This window comes from Ruegeria lacuscaerulensis, assembly GCF_013033355.1.
Classification (GTDB): domain Bacteria; phylum Pseudomonadota; class Alphaproteobacteria; order Rhodobacterales; family Rhodobacteraceae; genus Ruegeria; species Ruegeria lacuscaerulensis_A.
Genome location: NZ_WQDY01000002.1, coordinates 281,574 through 296,642, shown reverse-complemented (window position 1 = coordinate 296,642; position 15,069 = coordinate 281,574). Strand labels below are relative to the sequence as shown.

Genomic DNA, 15,069 nt, shown 5'->3' with positions numbered 1-15,069 from the left:
TTCTTACATGACCGATCAATCCTCGAACCAGATGTGGGGCGGCCGCTTTGCCGCCGGTCCAGACGCGATCATGGAGGCAATCAATGCCTCGATCGGGTTCGATCAGCGGATGGCAGCCCAGGACATCGCAGGCTCGCGCGCCCATGCCGCCATGTTAGCGGCCACAGGCGTCATAAGTGATAGTGATGCGCAGGCTATTCGGGAAGGGCTGCTCACAGTCTTGTCAGAAATCCAGTCCGGTTCGTTTCAGTTTTCGACCGCGCTGGAAGATATTCACATGAATGTCGAGGCGCGCCTGAAAGAAGTCATCGGAGAACCCGCGGGGCGTCTGCACACCGGGCGCAGTCGCAATGACCAAGTCGCGACCGATTTCAAACTTTGGGTGCGTGATCAGTTCGACGCTGCGGAAACCGGCCTTCTGGCCCTGATCCGAGCGCTGTTGACACAGGCCGAGGCTGGGGCCGATTGGGTCATGCCCGGATTCACGCACTTGCAAACGGCGCAGCCCGTCACATGGGGCCATCACATGATGGCCTATGTCGAGATGTTTGGCCGCGATCTGTCCCGCGTCCGCGACGCGCGTGCCCGGATGAACGAATCCCCACTGGGTGCGGCGGCGTTGGCAGGTACATCTTTCCCGATCGACCGCCGGATGACGGCTGAGGCATTGGGCTTTGACCGTCCCGCCGCAAACTCGTTGGATGCAGTCAGCGACCGGGATTTTGCGCTGGAATTCCTGTCGACAGCCTCGATCTGCGCGGTTCACTTGTCGCGCTTTGCAGAAGAGCTGGTGATCTGGTCGTCGGCCCAGTTCCGGTTTGTGACGCTGTCGGATCGGTTCTCGACCGGCTCTTCAATTATGCCGCAGAAGAAAAACCCCGACGCGGCGGAACTGATCCGCGCCAAGGTGGGGCGGATTTATGGGGCCAATACCGCACTGATGATGGTGATGAAGGGCCTACCACTGGCCTATTCCAAGGACATGCAGGAAGACAAGGAACAGGTCTTTGACGCCGCTGACAACTGGATGCTGGCATTGGCCGCGATGGAAGGGATGGTTAAGGACATGACCGCCAATCGCGACAGTCTGGCGGCTGCAGCAGGCTCGGGCTTCTCGACCGCAACTGATCTGGCCGACTGGTTGGTGCGCGTTCTGGGCCTGCCATTTCGCGACGCGCACCATGTCACCGGGTCGCTTGTGGCCATGGCCGAAACCAAGGGCTGCGATCTACCTGATCTGACGTTGGACGACATGCAATCGGTCCACGGCGATATTACCGATGATGTCTATTCTGTCCTTACGGTCGAAAATTCGGTAAACTCGCGACAATCCTACGGCGGTACGGCCCCCGATCAGGTTCGTACCCAGATCAAGCGATGGAAGGCGCGGCTGTAATGCGGATTGTGCAAGTTCTGGTTTTGATTGCTACCGGTTTCGGCCTTGCGGCCTGCGGAGCGGATGGCGAGCCAATCCAACCCACAATGAGCGCGAATATCGGTGTCGGAAGCAGCGGTACTTATGGTGGCGTAGGCGTTGGGCTGCGCAAAGGCGGCCTTGGTGTCTTTTTGGGGCTGTAACTGCGACGGCCTTGCTTGACGCACAACGTTTTTCAAATGAGAGCAGAATGAAACTGACCGGCCTTATCCTGACCCTTGTCGTGCTTGCGGCATGTGACCCGAATTATGCACCACGCCCAGAACCAGAACCCGAACCCAGCGGTTCGGGCATTTCGATTTCCGGTTATGGTCGGGTGGGTGTGTCGACATCCAACTAAGGCAACGTTGCAAGTCGCACGGAATCCATTGATCCGCAGACCTCTTTTGGTCTAAGCGCGCAGGTATGGATCACTTTCTCTACCGCGACGGCGCGCTTTTCGCCGAGGATGTCCCGATTTCCGAGATCGCAGCCGCGGTCGGAACCCCGTTCTATGTCTATTCGACAGCAACTCTGCTGCGGCATTTCAAGCTGTTTGACGATGCGCTGGACGGGATGGATCACCTTGTCTGCTATGCGATGAAGGCCGCCAGCAATCAGGCGATTCTGAAGACGCTGGCGCAGGCGGGCGCGGGGATGGATGTGGTCTCGGGCGGGGAATATCTGCGGGCCAAAGCCGCAGGCGTGCCGGGCGACAAGATCGTGTTCTCGGGTGTTGGTAAAACAGCGGATGAGATTCGCATTGCGCTGACCGGCGGCATTCGCCAGTTCAACGTGGAATCTGAGCCCGAGATGGAAGTGATCAACGCCATCGCTATGGAATTGGGCGTGATCGCACCGATCACCGTGCGGGTGAACCCGGATGTGGACGCCAAGACTCACGCCAAGATCGCCACCGGCAAGTCGGAAAACAAATTCGGCATCCCGATCGCGCGCGCGTTCGAGGTTTACGCACATGCCGCCACCCTGCCGGGGCTGGAGGTGATTGGCATCGACGTCCATATCGGCTCGCAACTGACCGAGCTGGCACCGTTCGAGCTGGCCTATACCAAGGTCGCCGAGCTGACCGAACAGCTGCGCGCCGAAGGCCACAATATCCGCCGTCTCGATTTGGGCGGCGGGCTGGGCATCCCCTACACTCGCGCCAATGACGCGCCGCCGCTGCCGGTGGAGTACGGCGCGCTTATCCAGAAAACGCTGGGCCATCTTGGGTGCGAGATTGAGATCGAACCAGGCCGTCTGATCGCGGGCAATGCGGGTTTGATGGTCAGTAAGGTGATCTATGTGAAATCGGGCGAGGGCCGCGATTTCCTGATCCTTGATGGTGCGATGAACGACCTGATCCGTCCCGCGATGTATGAGGCGCATCACGACATCGTCGCCGTGAACGAACCCGCGCCGGGAGTAGAACAGCAACCCTATGACATCGTGGGCCCTGTGTGTGAAACGGGCGATACATTCGCAAAACAGCGCAACATGCCGCCTCTGGCCGCTGGTGATCTGGTCGCTTTCCGCAGTGCCGGAGCTTACGGAGCGGTGATGTCCAGCGAATACAACACGCGCCCTTTGATCCCCGAAGTTCTGGTGCATGGGGATCAATTTGCAGTTATTCGTGAACGGCCAAGCTTTGACGAAATCATAAACCGCGATACCATACCCGAGTGGCTTTGACGCGATTGGCGCGCGGGCCTGCTGACGGAGGCTCGCCTTTATGGCCAAACAGACCTTGCCGATCCCAAGACCGTCCCTGTGGCTGACGCATGCGGGTATGCTGGCCGAACGGGTTTGGCGCGCATTTTGGCCTCTTTTCTCGGGTATTATGGCCGTTTTGGCCGCTTTGATGCTGGGCCTGCAAGATCTCGTATCGGTTGAGACCGTATGGATTATCGGTTCTCTGGCCGTGCTTGGCCTTATGGCGGCCTTGGCGTTTGGGGTGCAGCGATTCCACCTGCCGACTCGGGCCGAGGCGCTTGCGCGTTTGGACGAGACTCTGCCTGGTCGCCCCATTCAGGCGCTGATGGACGATCAGGCCATTGGGGCAATGGATTCGGATTCGGTGGCGTTGTGGCATGCGCATCAGCAGCGAATGGCGCAACGGGCGGCGCAGGCTGATCCGGTCAAACCCAACCTGCGTCTGGCAGATCGCGACCCCTATGCGTTGCGCTATTCTGCTTTGCTGGCTTTGGTTGTCGCTGCCTTGTTCGGGTCGTTCTGGCGAATTGGGTCGGTGGCCGAGATGGCGCCCGGTGCGGCCGTCGCTGGGCAGGGTCCGACGTGGGAAGGCTGGGTGGAACCTCCGCGCTATACCGGATTGCCGACGCTTTATTTGGCGGACCAATCCGATGCGACACTGTCTGTTCCACAAGGCAGCCGCATCACTCTGCGGTTTTATGGTGAAGTCGGCGCGCACAGCCTGACCGAGACGACCACTGCGCTTGGCACCGAAGCTGCAACCGAACCCGAACAGGAATTTGTTGCGGACCGGTCGGGCGAACTGAAGATCGAAGGCCCTGCGGGCAAGGACTGGGCGTTGAACGTCATTGCCGATTCCCCGCCGCTGATCAGCGTTGCCGACAGTGCCGAGGCCGAGGCCGGGGGGCAGATGAAGCTGCCCTTCGCAGCCAGCGATGATTATGGCGTCGTGTCCGGTGCGGCCGTGATTGAGTTGGATCTGGCTTCGGTTGATCGTCGTTACGGCCTGACAACAGACCCCGAGTCGCGCGAATCCATTCAGGTCGAGCTCCCCATGCCGATCACCGGTGATCGTGCGGATTTTGTCGAAGACCTGATTGAGGATTTTTCACAGCATCCATGGGCACATCTTCCGGTCAAAATCTCTCTGACAGCGCGTGACGCTGCGAATCAAGAGGGGCAATCAGAACCCTACATGACCGCTCTGCCAGCTCGTCGGTTCTTTGATCCGTTGGCCGCGGCGATCATAGAGCAGCGGCGAGATCTGTTGTGGTCGCGTGAGAACGCGCCCAGAGTGGCCCAGCTGTTGCGGGCCATTTCGCATCTTCCCGAGGGGTTCTTTCGTTCGGATACCGCATATCTGCGCCTGCGGGTGACCTTGCGCAGGCTCGAAACATTTACCGAATATGATCTGAAGCCGAAACAGCAGGAAGAGATCGCGCAATCGCTGTGGGAATTGGCGGTTCTGATCGAAGATGGGACGCTGGCTGATGCGCTGGAGCGTATGCGCCGCGCGCAGGAACGTCTGACCGAAGCGATGCAGAACGGCGCGTCGGACGAAGAAATTGCCGAGCTGATGCAAGAACTGCGCGAGGCGACGCAGGACTATATGCGCCAGCTGCAGCGCCTGGCGCAGGAAAATGGCGAAGGTGGTGAAAACCAGCAAGGTCAGAACGGCGAGACCATGCAAATGACGCAGGACGATCTGCAACGGATGATGGATCGCATTCAAGAGCTGATGGAACAGGGCCGCATGGCCGAGGCGCAGCAAGCGTTGGAAGAGTTCCAGCAGATGATGGAAAATATGCGAGTCACCCAAGGCCAGGGTCAGGGGCAGCAATCCGAAGGCCAACAGGCCATGGAAGGTCTGGCCGAGACTCTGCGCGAGCAGCAGGGCCTCAGCGACCAGGCTTTCCGGGATTTGCAGGAACAGTTCAACCCCGGCGCGCAGGCCGGTGAAAACCAGGGCAACGAGGGCCGCAATGGTGGTCAGGGCCGCGGTGAAAGCCACGAAGGCCAAGGGGGTCAGGGTCAAGGTTCGGATCAGGCTGGTGAGGGCCAGCAGGGCCAAGGGTCGCTGGCCGATCGCCAGCAGGCTCTGAGAGACGAGCTGGGACGGCAACAGCAAAACCTGCCCGGTGCAGGAACGCCCGAGGGTGACGCCGCGCGGGATGCGTTGGGACGCGCTGGACGCGCGATGGATGAGGCCGAGCAAGCGTTGCGCAATGATGAATTGGCCGACGCAATCGACAACCAGTCCGAAGCTATGGAAGCTCTTCGCGAGGGAATGCGTTCGCTTGGTGAAGCGCTGGCTCAGAACCAACAGAACCAACCGGGTCAGGGCTCGCAGGAAGGCGACATGCAAGCCAACAATCGTGACCCGCTTGGTCGCAGCCCCGGTTCTTCAGGCACGATTTCGACTGATGACAGCCTGTTGCAGGGCGAAGATGTCTATCGCCGCGCGCGCGAGTTGCTGGACGAAATCCGCCGCCGTACGGGTGAGTCGGATCGCCCCGATATCGAATTGGAATACCTCAAGCGGCTTCTCGAACGGTTCTGATTGCAGGATTAGCTTCCTGATCCCGTCTGTGCCTCGAGCCACAAACGGGCTTGGTCGACCAGCGAAACATAGCTGCCCAGAACCGGATCGGCTTGCGGTACGGCTTCGGAAATCTGCTGCGCGTTGGCATAGAGCAACAGCAAAACAACACCGATGACGATGGCGATCACAAAGCCACGCTTGAAGCCGCTGCCCGAGCTGCGTGGCAGAGGCTGAACCTCATTTTTCTTCGCTACAGGTTCATCGCTGCGCAGGCTCGAGTTTATTGCCTCAACATCCGGTAGCGGTTCGACTTCGGCTGCATCCTTTGCTGCCTCGGTGCGGGTCAGTTCCTTGATACGTTCCTCGGGATCGGGCGCTTGCGGAGGATCCAGGCCCAGATCGGGCTGGGTCTCAAGGTTTTCGGCTTCCTTTGCGCGTAGATCAGCCTCGCGTGCGGCCTCTTCCTTAAGAATACTGGCAACGTCAGGATCGACATGGACAGATTTCTGCGTGTCTTCCGATTTGGCCGGTTGTTCAGCCGCCACGTCGGGTTTTTGTGGCGCAGGGGCCAGAGCCGGTTCGTCGACCGGCGGAGCAACCGGAACGGTCTCGGGCTCAACCTTTGGCTCAACCTCTGCCGTATCGGCTACGGGGTGTTTGCTTTGAAACCAGGTCTTTTCACAGTTCGAACACTGCACATCCCGACCCTCGGCGGGAATGACCTCATCTGGAACCTCGTACTGGGCACTGCAATTCGGACATGTAAGACGCATGCTGCCTCCGGGCCGGGGAACTGGCCTGATAATAGTTTTTTCAGGGATGATATTCCGTTAAGACCTGACAGCAAAGGGTGTTTTCGGTTTCGCCAACTAAGTGTCACCAATTCGACCCGGTGCAGGCATTGAAACAACAACGACGCTCGGGCAAGAAGAGCGGTAAGCAAACTGGGGGCTTTCGTGATCGAGCTGGAAAATGTCAGCTATACTTATGGTGGTGGCGCCCTGCTGAGCGATGTATCCTTACGGTTGCAGTCCGGATCATTCCACTTTTTGACCGGTCCCTCGGGGGCAGGGAAAACGACGCTGCTCAAACTCTGCTATGGCGCTTTGTTGCCGACGTCGGGTCGGTTGTCCGCATTTGAACAAGACATTGCCGGGCTGGACCGGGATCAGATGGCGCTGCTGCGCCGCCGGATTGGTGTAGTGCATCAGGATTGCCGATTTCTGGATCACATGTCCCTTGCCGAAAACGTAGCGCTGCCGCTGATGGTGTCAGGGCGCGGTGAAGCTGCGCAACAAGAGGACCTTTCGGAGCTGCTGAACTGGGTTGGTTTGGGAGACCGCAAGGACGCGCTTCCGCCGGAACTGTCCGGGGGTGAGCGCCAACGCGCGGCACTGGCGCGTGCGGTGATCCTGTCTCCTGACGTCGTTTTGGCAGATGAACCCACCGGCAACGTTGATTGGGAAATGTCCCAACGACTGCTGCGCCTGTTGGTCGAGTTGAACAAGATGGGTAAGACGGTGCTGATCGCTACGCATGACCTTAGCCTAATACGGGCGGCCAAAAGTCAGGTTCAGGCACGGGTGTTGCGTATTTCTCAGCGACAAGTGCAACTGGCGGGGGCGGATCTATGAGCAACGGTGCCATCCGCAACCTGTTGAAGCGGGACACCAGCGCTGATCGTGTTGTCCCGCCCACCGGCTATACTGCGCAACTGACCGTGTTCGTGTCAGGCGCTATGGCGTTCCTGGCCGTTTTTGCCTTGGCTTTGTCACTAGCTTCGGGACGGTTGGCGGATCGTTGGGCCACCGAGCTGGCCGGGGCGGCGACCCTGCGCATCAACGCGCCCGCAGATCAGCTTGCGGCCCAAACCAAGGCTGCGCTGGCCGTTCTGTCGCAAACACCTGGCGTGGCGTCAGCCCGTGCTTTGACGGCCGAGGAACAAATCGCCCTGCTATCTCCTTGGTTTGGTTCTGATCTGCCACTGGACACGCTGCCCGTCCCGCAATTGATCGAAGTGATCGAAGGCGAGCCCGGTATGGATGCCGCAGGTTTGCGTCTGCGCCTGGGGGCCGAGGTGCCCGGAGCGGTGTTGGATGATCATACCCGATGGCGCGAGCCTCTGGTCGATGCGGCGATGTCCTTACGCAGGCTGGGGTGGGTCTCGATCCTGCTGATCGGGGGCGCCACAGCGGCGATGATCACGCTGGCGGCCAATGCGTCGCTTGCCGCAAATGCCCAGATCATCGAGGTTCTGCGTCTTGTTGGGGCGCAGGACCGGTTTATCGCCAATGCGTTTGTCAGACGGTTCACGTATCGTGCGTTCTTTGGGGCGATGGTTGGAATGTTTCTTGGTATGACCGGTGTTCTGCTGTTGCCCGAGGCTTCGGATGAAGGTGGTTTTTTGACTGGGCTTGGTTTCAAAGGGGTCGGCTGGCTACTGCCAACCCTGATTCCGATACTGGGGGCCACTGTCGCGTTTCTGGCGACATGGAGCGCCGCCAGCCGAAAACTGAAGGAGCTTTCTTGATGGCAACAGCGGTTCAGTGGTTTCGCTCTTTGGTTTTCATGATCGTCATCTATGTTTGGATGCTGATCCTTGGTATCGTCTTCGCGCCCTACGCCATCTTTGCAAAGCAGGGGGCTCGGAAGGCGTGCAAGTCCTATGCGCGGTCTACTATGTGGCTGGCGCGTTGGATGGTTGGTATTCGATGCGAAGTGCGTGGAACCGCGCCAGTAGATGAGGTTGTCGTAGGCGCGAAGCACCAGTCTTTCTTAGATATCATCATGATCTTCAACGCGATGCCGCAGGCCAAGTTCATCATGAAACGAGAGCTTATGTGGACCCCGATTATCGGAGTTTACGCGCGTCGTTTGGGGTGCATTCCGGTGGACCGCGGTAAAAAAGGTGCGGCGGTGGCAAAGATGGTCAAGGACGTCGCGAAAGAATTCTCCGAACCCGGTCAACTGGTCATCTATCCCCAGGGAACGCGCGTCGCGCCTGGGGTGCAGAAACCTTATAAGGTGGGCACTGCGGTCCTGTACGAGGGGCTGGGTTTTCCCTGTGTACCTGTCGCCACAAATGCGGGCGTGTTCTGGCCACGCTCGGGCATCATGCGTAAACCCGGCCTGGCGATTGTCGACTTTCTTGATCGGATCGAACCGGGTGTTGAACGGGGTTCATTTTTGGAACGCCTAGAAGATGTGATAGAGGATCGCTCGAACACGTTGATGAAAGAAGTGGGGTTTGATCCTGATGAATTTCGTTGAGGATATCGAAACCCTAAAGGGATTGTATGGTACGCCGGCGGCACCTTCGCTGCGCAAGGTGGTGCACAGGATGACGCCATTGTATCGCAAGTGGATAATGGCCTCACGCCTATGCGTTCTCAGCACTGTGGGCCCCGAAGGCGTAGATGGCAGTCCACGCGGGGATGACGGCCCGGTGGTTCTTGAATTGGATCCGCACACAATTGCCATGCCGGACTGGCGTGGAAATAATCGCCTCGATAGCCTACGCAACATAGTCCGCGATCCTCGCGTATCACTGATGTTCGTGGTGCCCGGTTCCAACAACGTCGTGCGCGTGAACGGAACCGCCAAAGTGACTGCTGACGAGAATCTGGTAGCTCGGTTCGAAAAACAGGGTAAACGACCGACCACCGTGATTGTCGTTCAGATCGCCGAAATCTATTCGCAATGCGCCCGCGCCTTGATGCGCGCTCGAACCTGGAACAACGGGGACGAGACGGCCGATCTGCCCACAGTTGGTGAACTTCTGGCCGAAGCGTCAGATGGAGACGAGGGTGGCTTGCGCTATGACCGGGAGTGGGGCGCACGCGCCGCACAAACGATGTGGTAAGCAGAATATCAAATTGCGGCTGCTCCGATCTTAGCGATATGTGAGATCCATTGTTCCACGAGGCCTTCTTTGGGTTGGCTCGCCCCGGCGAAATAAGTGAATCGGGTCGGTTTAAAGCCGACAAATCCAAGAATCTGACCTTTGATCTGCCTTACCAGAGCCTGCCGGTAGACAAGCCGCATAAACCAGCCAGGTGTGTCTGACGTCAGGATCACGCGCGCTGTGCGGCCGGAAAGTAAGGGTGCGGGCAAGCCTGCCAGGGTGGTGTTTCTGGTGTCAAAGGTTCGGCCGGGGATGAACATCCGGTCTATCAATCCCTTCAGCTTGGCGGGAAGACCACCCCACCACATCGGTGTCGTCAAAACCAGATGATCACTCCATTCGACGTCTTGCAAAACCTGCTCCAACACCGGCTCCAACGGTTTGAAATTCTGGTAATTGCCCTGGCCAAAGTCGTGATCGAACTGCAGTTCGCTCAGATGAACCATCCGTATTTCATGTCCTTTGGCGCGTGCAGCGTCTGCGTAGGTCTGTGCGAAAGTCCGGGACAGGCTGTTTTCAGCCGGGTGCCCATCAAGGATGAGGATCTTTTTGAGTTTCATTTGATTTCTCCTAAAAGTGACCACGGTCATTTATTTAGAATCAAAAATGACCACGGTCAATAAAAAATTTGACCACGGTCAAAAACTGTGCGAAAGAACCTTATGCAAAAACGTACTTTGAAAACTCGTGCGCGCCTGTTGGCTGCTGCGGCAGAAGTTGTTGAGAGCGGCGGGTTTGAAGCTCTGCGCGTTGAGGACGTGGTGCAGACTGCCGGCGTGGCAAAGGGCACGTTCTTTGCGCATTTCAAGGACAAGGACGCCTTGATGGAAATCCTGATTGGCGAAAAGCTAAGCGCGTGTTTTGATTCTGTCGAAGCTGGATCGTCCCCGCAAAACGTGCACCAAATTGTAGTAGCGTTGGAGCCGATACACAGTTTTATGATGTCCGAACGCTATGTGTTCGATCTGATACTGCGTTATTCAGGGGCGGCGGCGATCGCTGAAATAGGCCCGATTGCGCAGTGTTTCGAAAGGTATTTCCGTCTGGTTTCCGATTGGTTGAAAACCGCCCAATTGCGTCAGGATATTTCGGCGGACCTACAGGCCGAAGGGGTTCAGGCCTTTGCCTTGCAAGCGATGTCGCTGAAATTCTGCGCGCTACACTCGGCCAGCACGTTTACAGACCGACTAGAGGGATATTTGATAGCGTGGTTGACCCCGGCAAAGTAGTCGCCGGGGTCACATAACTTAACTGTGGATCGGACCGTCGCCGCAGGCCAGCGCCGCTTCGCGTACCGCCTCGGAATAGGTCGGGTGCGCGTGGCAGGTCAGGGCCAGATCCTCGGCTGAGGCCCCGAATTCCATTGCAACGCAGACCTCGTGGATCAGATCACCCGCTGCGGGGCCGATGATGTGGGCGCCAAGAATGCGGTCGGTCTCTTTGTCGGCCAGAATCTTGACGAACCCATCAGCGGCGAAGTTTGCCTTGGCACGTCCATTGCCCATGAACATGAACTTGCCGACCTTATAGGCGCGACCTGCAGCTTTCAGGGTTTCCTCGGTCTCACCGACATTGGCGACCTCGGGCCAAGTGTAGATGACGCCCGGAATGACTCCATAATTCACATGGCCATGCTTGCCCGCGACCTGTTCGGCTGCGGCCATGCCCTCATCCTCGGCCTTGTGGGCCAGCATCGGGCCCTCGGTCACATCGCCGATGGCATAGATGCCGGGCACGTTGGTCTGCCAGTCGGCCCCCACTTTGATCTGACCGCGCTGGGTCATCTCGACGCCCAAAACCTCCAGTCCCAGACCGTCCGAGAATGGCTTGCGCCCGGTGGCGACCAGCACGGTGTCAGCCTCAATCACATGCTCGCTGTCATCTTTGCGCAGCTTGTAGGTGACCTTGGCCTTCGTCTTGGTGGCCTCGGTCTTTTGCACGGCGGCGCCCATGACAAATTTCAGGCCCTGCTTCTTGAGGATGCGCTGGAAGGTCTTTTGAACCTCGGGGTCCATGCCCGGCGTAATCACGTCGAGGAATTCGATCACCGTCACCTCGGCCCCCAGACGCTGATAGACCGAGCCCAGTTCCAGCCCGATTACGCCCGCGCCGATCACGACCATCTTTTTCGGGATCTTGCCCAGCGACAGCGCGCCGGTCGAGGTCACGACGACCTTTTCATCCACCTCAACTCCGGGCAGCGAGGACGGCTCGGACCCGGATGCGATGATGATGTTCTTGGCGGTGTGAACCTCGTTCCCCACTTTGACCTGCCCGGCAGCGGGGATCGAACCCCAGCCTTTCAGCCAGTCGATCTTGTTCTTCTTGAACAGGAACTCGATGCCCTTGGTGTTGCCGTCGATCACTTCATCCTTGTAGGACTGCATCTGCTTCCAGTCGACCGAGGGGCTTTTGCCCTTGAGACCCATCTTGGCAAAGTTATGCTCGGCCTCGTGCAGCTGATGGCTCGCGTGCAGCAGCGCCTTGGACGGGATGCAGCCCACGTTCAGGCAGGTGCCGCCCAGCGTGTCACGCCCTTCGACAACGGCAGTTTTCAGGCCCAGCTGGGCGCAGCGGATGGCACAGACATAGCCGCCGGGGCCGGCTCCGATTACGATGACGTCATAGTTTGCCATTCAAATGGTCCTTTGTTGTTCTATGGTGTGGGCGTGCGCCCTGATCCCTAGGCGTTTTATTCTAACCTGAGAAACACGGTTAAAACAGCGCCGCAAGCAGCATTGCGACAGTTGCTAAAAAGCCGGCCATCCAGATGATTGTGCGCCACGGCGTCCAGCCCAGCGCATAGGCCGGAACATAAAGAACGCGCGCGATCAGAAAAATCCAGGCGGCAGTGGCGGTGAATGAGGTCGATTGTCCTGTCACGGTAATGACAAGGGCGGCAATGGCGAACAGGGTCAGCCCCTCGGTCATGTTGCTGAGCGCGCGGTGCATCCGGCCCGACGCTCCGGGGCGATCAACCTCTGTGTCGCGGGGGCCTATGGCTTTGTTCAGGTCAATCTTGCCGTGGCCGACGGCCAGATATGCGATGAACTGAACGGCCCAAAGCAGGGCGGCCAGGGTAAGAACTGTGGTTTCGGGGGTCATGTCTACCATCCGGTATTCGTTGCAGAGCCTGATCGCGGCAAACTGTGTCAGAGCCGCGCCATTGTGTAGGGCGCGGCGAGTCGCGCCTCAAAGCGCTTGAAGGTAAAGGTAAGCCGTTGCCAGGAACCCTGCCAGCCAGACAGTGGTGCGCAGGAACGGAACGGGGATGGCAAAGGCGTAGATCGGCACAAAGGCGATCCGCGCGAGCAGAAAGATCTGTGCTGCAAACAACGTACCACCGGTAAAGGCGTCTTTGGCAGACAGGACCAAAACTGCAGGGGCGAACAGGGCCATGGCCACGACGGAATTTGCTAGTGCGCGTTCCACTCGTCCGGCAACTCCGGTCAAAGGCGGCATGTCATCGCGCGCGCCACCCAGCGTCATCAGCCCGACCTGAGACATTGCAGTCAGGACATTCAGCAGCACCACAACGATGACCACAAGGCCATAGAGGGCAAGTATCGAAAGCTCGGAAGACATGATGTTTATCCTTTTGTAAATCTCAGTCCGGTCTTGCGATTACCATCCGCCGGGGGTGAAGGCAGGCTGGGTTCACAGGTATGTGCGTGCCCGTGTGCGAGATCGTCCCGCACACGGGCTGTTTCAGAGTCAGACAGGCTGCAGCAGTTTCACCTGGATATGGGCAACGCCGCCGCGTTCGTGGTGCATCGCCAATTCCTGCGAATCCAGAAAAGCACGGGCCTTGTCCAGATCGCGCACCTCAAACATCGCGATGGCGTGGTCGCGCTGATCGGGGTCGCGCCAAACGTGCAGGTCGTAGATGCCTGCCGCCTTGCGCATAGGCTGATCTTCGCGGAACACGGTCAGCCAGGCATCGAAATCGGCTACATCGGCCTGCCACAGAACATGTGTTGCCATGATTAAAGATCCATCAGCAGGCGGCGCGGATCTTCCAGCGCTTCTTTCACGCGCACTAGGAAGGTCACAGCGCCTTTGCCGTCGACGATCCGGTGGTCATAGGACAGCGCCAGATACATCATCGGACGGATCACAACCTGACCATTGATCGCCATCGGGCGATCCTGGATCTTATGCATGCCCAGAATACCCGATTGCGGGGGGTTCAGGATCGGCGAGGACATCAGTGAGCCGTAAACACCACCGTTCGAGATGGTGAAGGTGCCGCCCTGCATTTCCGCCATCGACAACTTGCCGTCACGAGCACGTTTGCCCTTTTCGGCAATGGCTTTTTCGATCGCCGCGAAGGACATGCTGTCAGCATCGCGGATGACCGGAACCACCAGACCGGTCGGGGTACCGGCGGCCACGCCCATATGGACGAAGTTCTTGTAAACGATGTCGGTGCCGTCGATCTCGGCATTCACCTCGGGCACTTCTTTCAGCGCGTGGCAGCAAGCCTTGGTGAAGAAGGACATAAAGCCCAGACGCACACCGTGCTTCTTCTCGAACTGGTCTTTGTACTGGTTGCGCAGGGCCATCACCTCGGTCATGTCCACCTCATTATAAGTGGTCAGCATTGCGGCGGTGTTCTGGCTGTCTTTCAGGCGCTTGGCGATGGTCTGGCGCAGGCGGGTCATCTTGACCCGTTCCTCGCGCGCGGCGTCATCAGCGGCCACTGGCGCGCGCGGCGCAGGGGCCGGAGCCGGAGCCGCGGCGGGCGCAGGGGCCGCAGCGGTTGCCACGGCGCGGGCCACGTCCTCTTTCATGATGCGGCCGTCGCGGCCGGTGCCGGTGACCTGATCAGCCGACAGACCGGCTTGTGCCATCGCTTTCTCAGCCGAAGGTGCGTTGGACACGTCCTTGCCCGTGGCCGCAGCTGCAGGGGCCGCCGCTGCCGGAGCAGCCGCCGGAACCGCAACAGCACCTGCGCCCGAGATCACGGCCAGTTTCGCCGATGCGTCAACGGTCGTGCCCTCCGGCGCGGTGATTTCCGCAAGAACACCTGCGGCGGGGGCCGGAACTTCGACCGAAACTTTGTCGGTTTCCAGCTCACACAGCATTTCATCCTGCGCGACGGCGTCGCCGACCTGTTTGAACCATGTGGACACGGTCGCCTCGGTCACGGATTCGCCCAGAGTGGGGACCATTACGTCAACGCTGCCACCCGATGCGGCCGGAGCCTCAGCTGGCGGGGCCGCCGCCGCCGGTGCCGGAGCAGCGGCTGCGCCTTCGCCTGCGGTGATAGTGGCCAACAAGGCATCAACGCCAACGGTTTCACCCTCGGCCGCGACGATCTCACCCATCACGCCCGCTGCGGGGGCAGGAACTTCGACTGTGACTTTGTCAGTCTCCAACTCGCACAGCATTTCATCCACGGCCACTGCGTCACCCGGTTTCTTGAACCAGGTTGCAACTGTGGCCTCGGTGACCGACTCGCCCAGCGTGGGAACACGAACTTCAATGGACATC

17 protein-coding genes are annotated in these 15,069 nt (G+C 59.0%); 10 read left to right on the top strand and 7 right to left on the bottom strand.

Features of this window, described 5'->3' with window-relative positions; translation table 11 throughout:
- The first annotated feature begins 7 nt into the window (after positions 1-7).
- The 5 genes from argH (at position 8) to GOW48_RS04850 (ending at position 5,687) form a co-directional block, all read left to right on the top strand.
- The gene (gene argH / locus GOW48_RS04870) at positions 8-1,396 is read left to right on the top strand and encodes an argininosuccinate lyase (RefSeq protein ID WP_170751831.1); all 1,389 of its coding nucleotides are present in this window, start codon (positions 8-10) and stop codon (positions 1,394-1,396) included.
- Positions 1,396-1,578 carry an argininosuccinate lyase gene (locus tag GOW48_RS04865; RefSeq protein WP_170353542.1) on the top strand — a complete coding sequence of 61 codons (183 nt, stop codon included), beginning with the start codon at positions 1,396-1,398 and terminating at the stop codon, positions 1,576-1,578. Before argH ends, GOW48_RS04865 begins: the two co-directional genes overlap by 1 nt.
- A gap of 47 nt (positions 1,579-1,625) precedes the next feature.
- Positions 1,626-1,775, top strand: coding sequence for a hypothetical protein (locus GOW48_RS04860; protein ID WP_170751828.1), 150 nt, complete (start codon positions 1,626-1,628; stop codon positions 1,773-1,775).
- A 65-nt stretch (positions 1,776-1,840) separates the two neighbouring features.
- The gene (lysA, locus tag GOW48_RS04855; RefSeq protein WP_170751826.1) at positions 1,841-3,106 is read left to right on the top strand and encodes a diaminopimelate decarboxylase; all 1,266 of its coding nucleotides are present in this window, start codon (positions 1,841-1,843) and stop codon (positions 3,104-3,106) included.
- Between the two features lie 40 nt (positions 3,107-3,146).
- Positions 3,147-5,687 carry a TIGR02302 family protein gene (locus GOW48_RS04850; protein WP_170751824.1) on the top strand — a complete coding sequence of 847 codons (2,541 nt, stop codon included), beginning with the start codon at positions 3,147-3,149 and terminating at the stop codon, positions 5,685-5,687.
- Between the two features lie 8 nt (positions 5,688-5,695).
- Here GOW48_RS04850 and GOW48_RS04845 read toward each other — a convergent pair whose 3' ends face one another.
- The gene (locus GOW48_RS04845) at positions 5,696-6,442 is read right to left on the bottom strand and encodes a zinc-ribbon domain-containing protein (protein ID WP_170751822.1); all 747 of its coding nucleotides are present in this window, start codon (positions 6,440-6,442) and stop codon (positions 5,696-5,698) included.
- 183 nt (positions 6,443-6,625) lie between these two features.
- Between GOW48_RS04845 and GOW48_RS04840 the strand changes: the two genes are divergently transcribed.
- The 4 genes from GOW48_RS04840 to GOW48_RS04825 are packed head-to-tail and all read left to right on the top strand — an operon-like array spanning position 6,626 to position 9,531.
- Positions 6,626-7,303 carry a cell division ATP-binding protein FtsE gene (locus GOW48_RS04840; RefSeq protein WP_170724088.1) on the top strand — a complete coding sequence of 226 codons (678 nt, stop codon included), beginning with the start codon at positions 6,626-6,628 and terminating at the stop codon, positions 7,301-7,303.
- Positions 7,300-8,199: a cell division protein FtsX gene (locus tag GOW48_RS04835; protein ID WP_170751820.1), complete on the top strand. Its 900-nt coding sequence runs from the start codon at positions 7,300-7,302 to the stop codon at positions 8,197-8,199. The genes GOW48_RS04840 and GOW48_RS04835 overlap by 4 nt, the downstream gene beginning before the upstream one ends.
- On the top strand, positions 8,199-8,939 hold the full coding sequence (locus GOW48_RS04830) for a lysophospholipid acyltransferase family protein (protein ID WP_170751819.1): 741 nt from the start codon (positions 8,199-8,201) through the stop codon (positions 8,937-8,939). Before GOW48_RS04835 ends, GOW48_RS04830 begins: the two co-directional genes overlap by 1 nt.
- Positions 8,926-9,531, top strand: coding sequence for a pyridoxamine 5'-phosphate oxidase family protein (locus GOW48_RS04825; RefSeq protein ID WP_170751817.1), 606 nt, complete (start codon positions 8,926-8,928; stop codon positions 9,529-9,531). The genes GOW48_RS04830 and GOW48_RS04825 overlap by 14 nt, the downstream gene beginning before the upstream one ends.
- Positions 9,532-9,539: 8 nt before the next feature.
- Here GOW48_RS04825 and GOW48_RS04820 read toward each other — a convergent pair whose 3' ends face one another.
- On the bottom strand, positions 9,540-10,133 hold the full coding sequence (locus GOW48_RS04820) for an NAD(P)H-dependent oxidoreductase (protein ID WP_170353534.1): 594 nt from the start codon (positions 10,131-10,133) through the stop codon (positions 9,540-9,542).
- Positions 10,134-10,235: 102 nt separating this feature from the next.
- Between GOW48_RS04820 and GOW48_RS04815 the strand changes: the two genes are divergently transcribed.
- Positions 10,236-10,802: a TetR/AcrR family transcriptional regulator gene (locus tag GOW48_RS04815; protein ID WP_170751815.1), complete on the top strand. Its 567-nt coding sequence runs from the start codon at positions 10,236-10,238 to the stop codon at positions 10,800-10,802.
- Between the two features lie 18 nt (positions 10,803-10,820).
- Here the strand turns inward: GOW48_RS04815 and lpdA are convergent, their stop codons facing one another.
- From lpdA to odhB, 5 genes are all read right to left on the bottom strand, one after another.
- Positions 10,821-12,209 (bottom strand): dihydrolipoyl dehydrogenase, encoded by a 1,389-nt coding sequence (gene lpdA / locus GOW48_RS04810; protein ID WP_170751813.1) that lies wholly within the window; start codon positions 12,207-12,209, stop codon positions 10,821-10,823.
- Positions 12,210-12,288: 79 nt separating this feature from the next.
- A complete protein-coding gene (locus tag GOW48_RS04805; protein ID WP_170353531.1) occupies positions 12,289-12,678 on the bottom strand; it encodes an MAPEG family protein in 390 nt (129 codons plus the stop codon).
- A gap of 87 nt (positions 12,679-12,765) precedes the next feature.
- Positions 12,766-13,158 (bottom strand): MAPEG family protein, encoded by a 393-nt coding sequence (locus GOW48_RS04800; protein WP_170751811.1) that lies wholly within the window; start codon positions 13,156-13,158, stop codon positions 12,766-12,768.
- 129 nt (positions 13,159-13,287) lie between these two features.
- The gene (locus tag GOW48_RS04795) at positions 13,288-13,557 is read right to left on the bottom strand and encodes a hypothetical protein (protein ID WP_170751809.1); all 270 of its coding nucleotides are present in this window, start codon (positions 13,555-13,557) and stop codon (positions 13,288-13,290) included.
- 2 nt (positions 13,558-13,559) lie between these two features.
- Complete coding sequence (gene odhB, locus GOW48_RS04790; protein WP_170751807.1) at positions 13,560-15,068, bottom strand: 2-oxoglutarate dehydrogenase complex dihydrolipoyllysine-residue succinyltransferase; 1,509 nt, start codon at positions 15,066-15,068, stop codon at positions 13,560-13,562.
- Position 15,069 lies beyond the last annotated feature (1 nt).

What these genes read in the sequence shown, in the direction of transcription:
- GOW48_RS04865 (WP_170353542.1), top strand. Translation starts at nt 1,396, where the DNA reads ATGCGGATTGTGCAAGTTCTGGTTTTGATTGCTACCGGTTTCGGCCTT.
- GOW48_RS04800 (WP_170751811.1), bottom strand. Translation starts at nt 13,158, where the DNA reads ATGTCTTCCGAGCTTTCGATACTTGCCCTCTATGGCCTTGTGGTCATC.
- argH (WP_170751831.1), top strand. Translation starts at nt 8, where the DNA reads ATGACCGATCAATCCTCGAACCAGATGTGGGGCGGCCGCTTTGCCGCC.
- GOW48_RS04825 (WP_170751817.1), top strand. Translation starts at nt 8,926, where the DNA reads ATGAATTTCGTTGAGGATATCGAAACCCTAAAGGGATTGTATGGTACG.
- GOW48_RS04850 (WP_170751824.1), top strand. Translation starts at nt 3,147, where the DNA reads ATGGCCAAACAGACCTTGCCGATCCCAAGACCGTCCCTGTGGCTGACG.
- GOW48_RS04820 (WP_170353534.1), bottom strand. Translation starts at nt 10,133, where the DNA reads ATGAAACTCAAAAAGATCCTCATCCTTGATGGGCACCCGGCTGAAAAC.
- lysA (WP_170751826.1), top strand. Translation starts at nt 1,841, where the DNA reads ATGGATCACTTTCTCTACCGCGACGGCGCGCTTTTCGCCGAGGATGTC.
- GOW48_RS04860 (WP_170751828.1), top strand. Translation starts at nt 1,626, where the DNA reads ATGAAACTGACCGGCCTTATCCTGACCCTTGTCGTGCTTGCGGCATGT.
- GOW48_RS04830 (WP_170751819.1), top strand. Translation starts at nt 8,199, where the DNA reads ATGGCAACAGCGGTTCAGTGGTTTCGCTCTTTGGTTTTCATGATCGTC.
- GOW48_RS04815 (WP_170751815.1), top strand. Translation starts at nt 10,236, where the DNA reads ATGCAAAAACGTACTTTGAAAACTCGTGCGCGCCTGTTGGCTGCTGCG.
- lpdA (WP_170751813.1), bottom strand. Translation starts at nt 12,209, where the DNA reads ATGGCAAACTATGACGTCATCGTAATCGGAGCCGGCCCCGGCGGCTAT.
- odhB (WP_170751807.1), bottom strand. Translation starts at nt 15,068, where the DNA reads ATGTCCATTGAAGTTCGTGTTCCCACGCTGGGCGAGTCGGTCACCGAG.
- GOW48_RS04845 (WP_170751822.1), bottom strand. Translation starts at nt 6,442, where the DNA reads ATGCGTCTTACATGTCCGAATTGCAGTGCCCAGTACGAGGTTCCAGAT.
- GOW48_RS04835 (WP_170751820.1), top strand. Translation starts at nt 7,300, where the DNA reads ATGAGCAACGGTGCCATCCGCAACCTGTTGAAGCGGGACACCAGCGCT.
- GOW48_RS04795 (WP_170751809.1), bottom strand. Translation starts at nt 13,557, where the DNA reads ATGGCAACACATGTTCTGTGGCAGGCCGATGTAGCCGATTTCGATGCC.
- GOW48_RS04805 (WP_170353531.1), bottom strand. Translation starts at nt 12,678, where the DNA reads ATGACCCCCGAAACCACAGTTCTTACCCTGGCCGCCCTGCTTTGGGCC.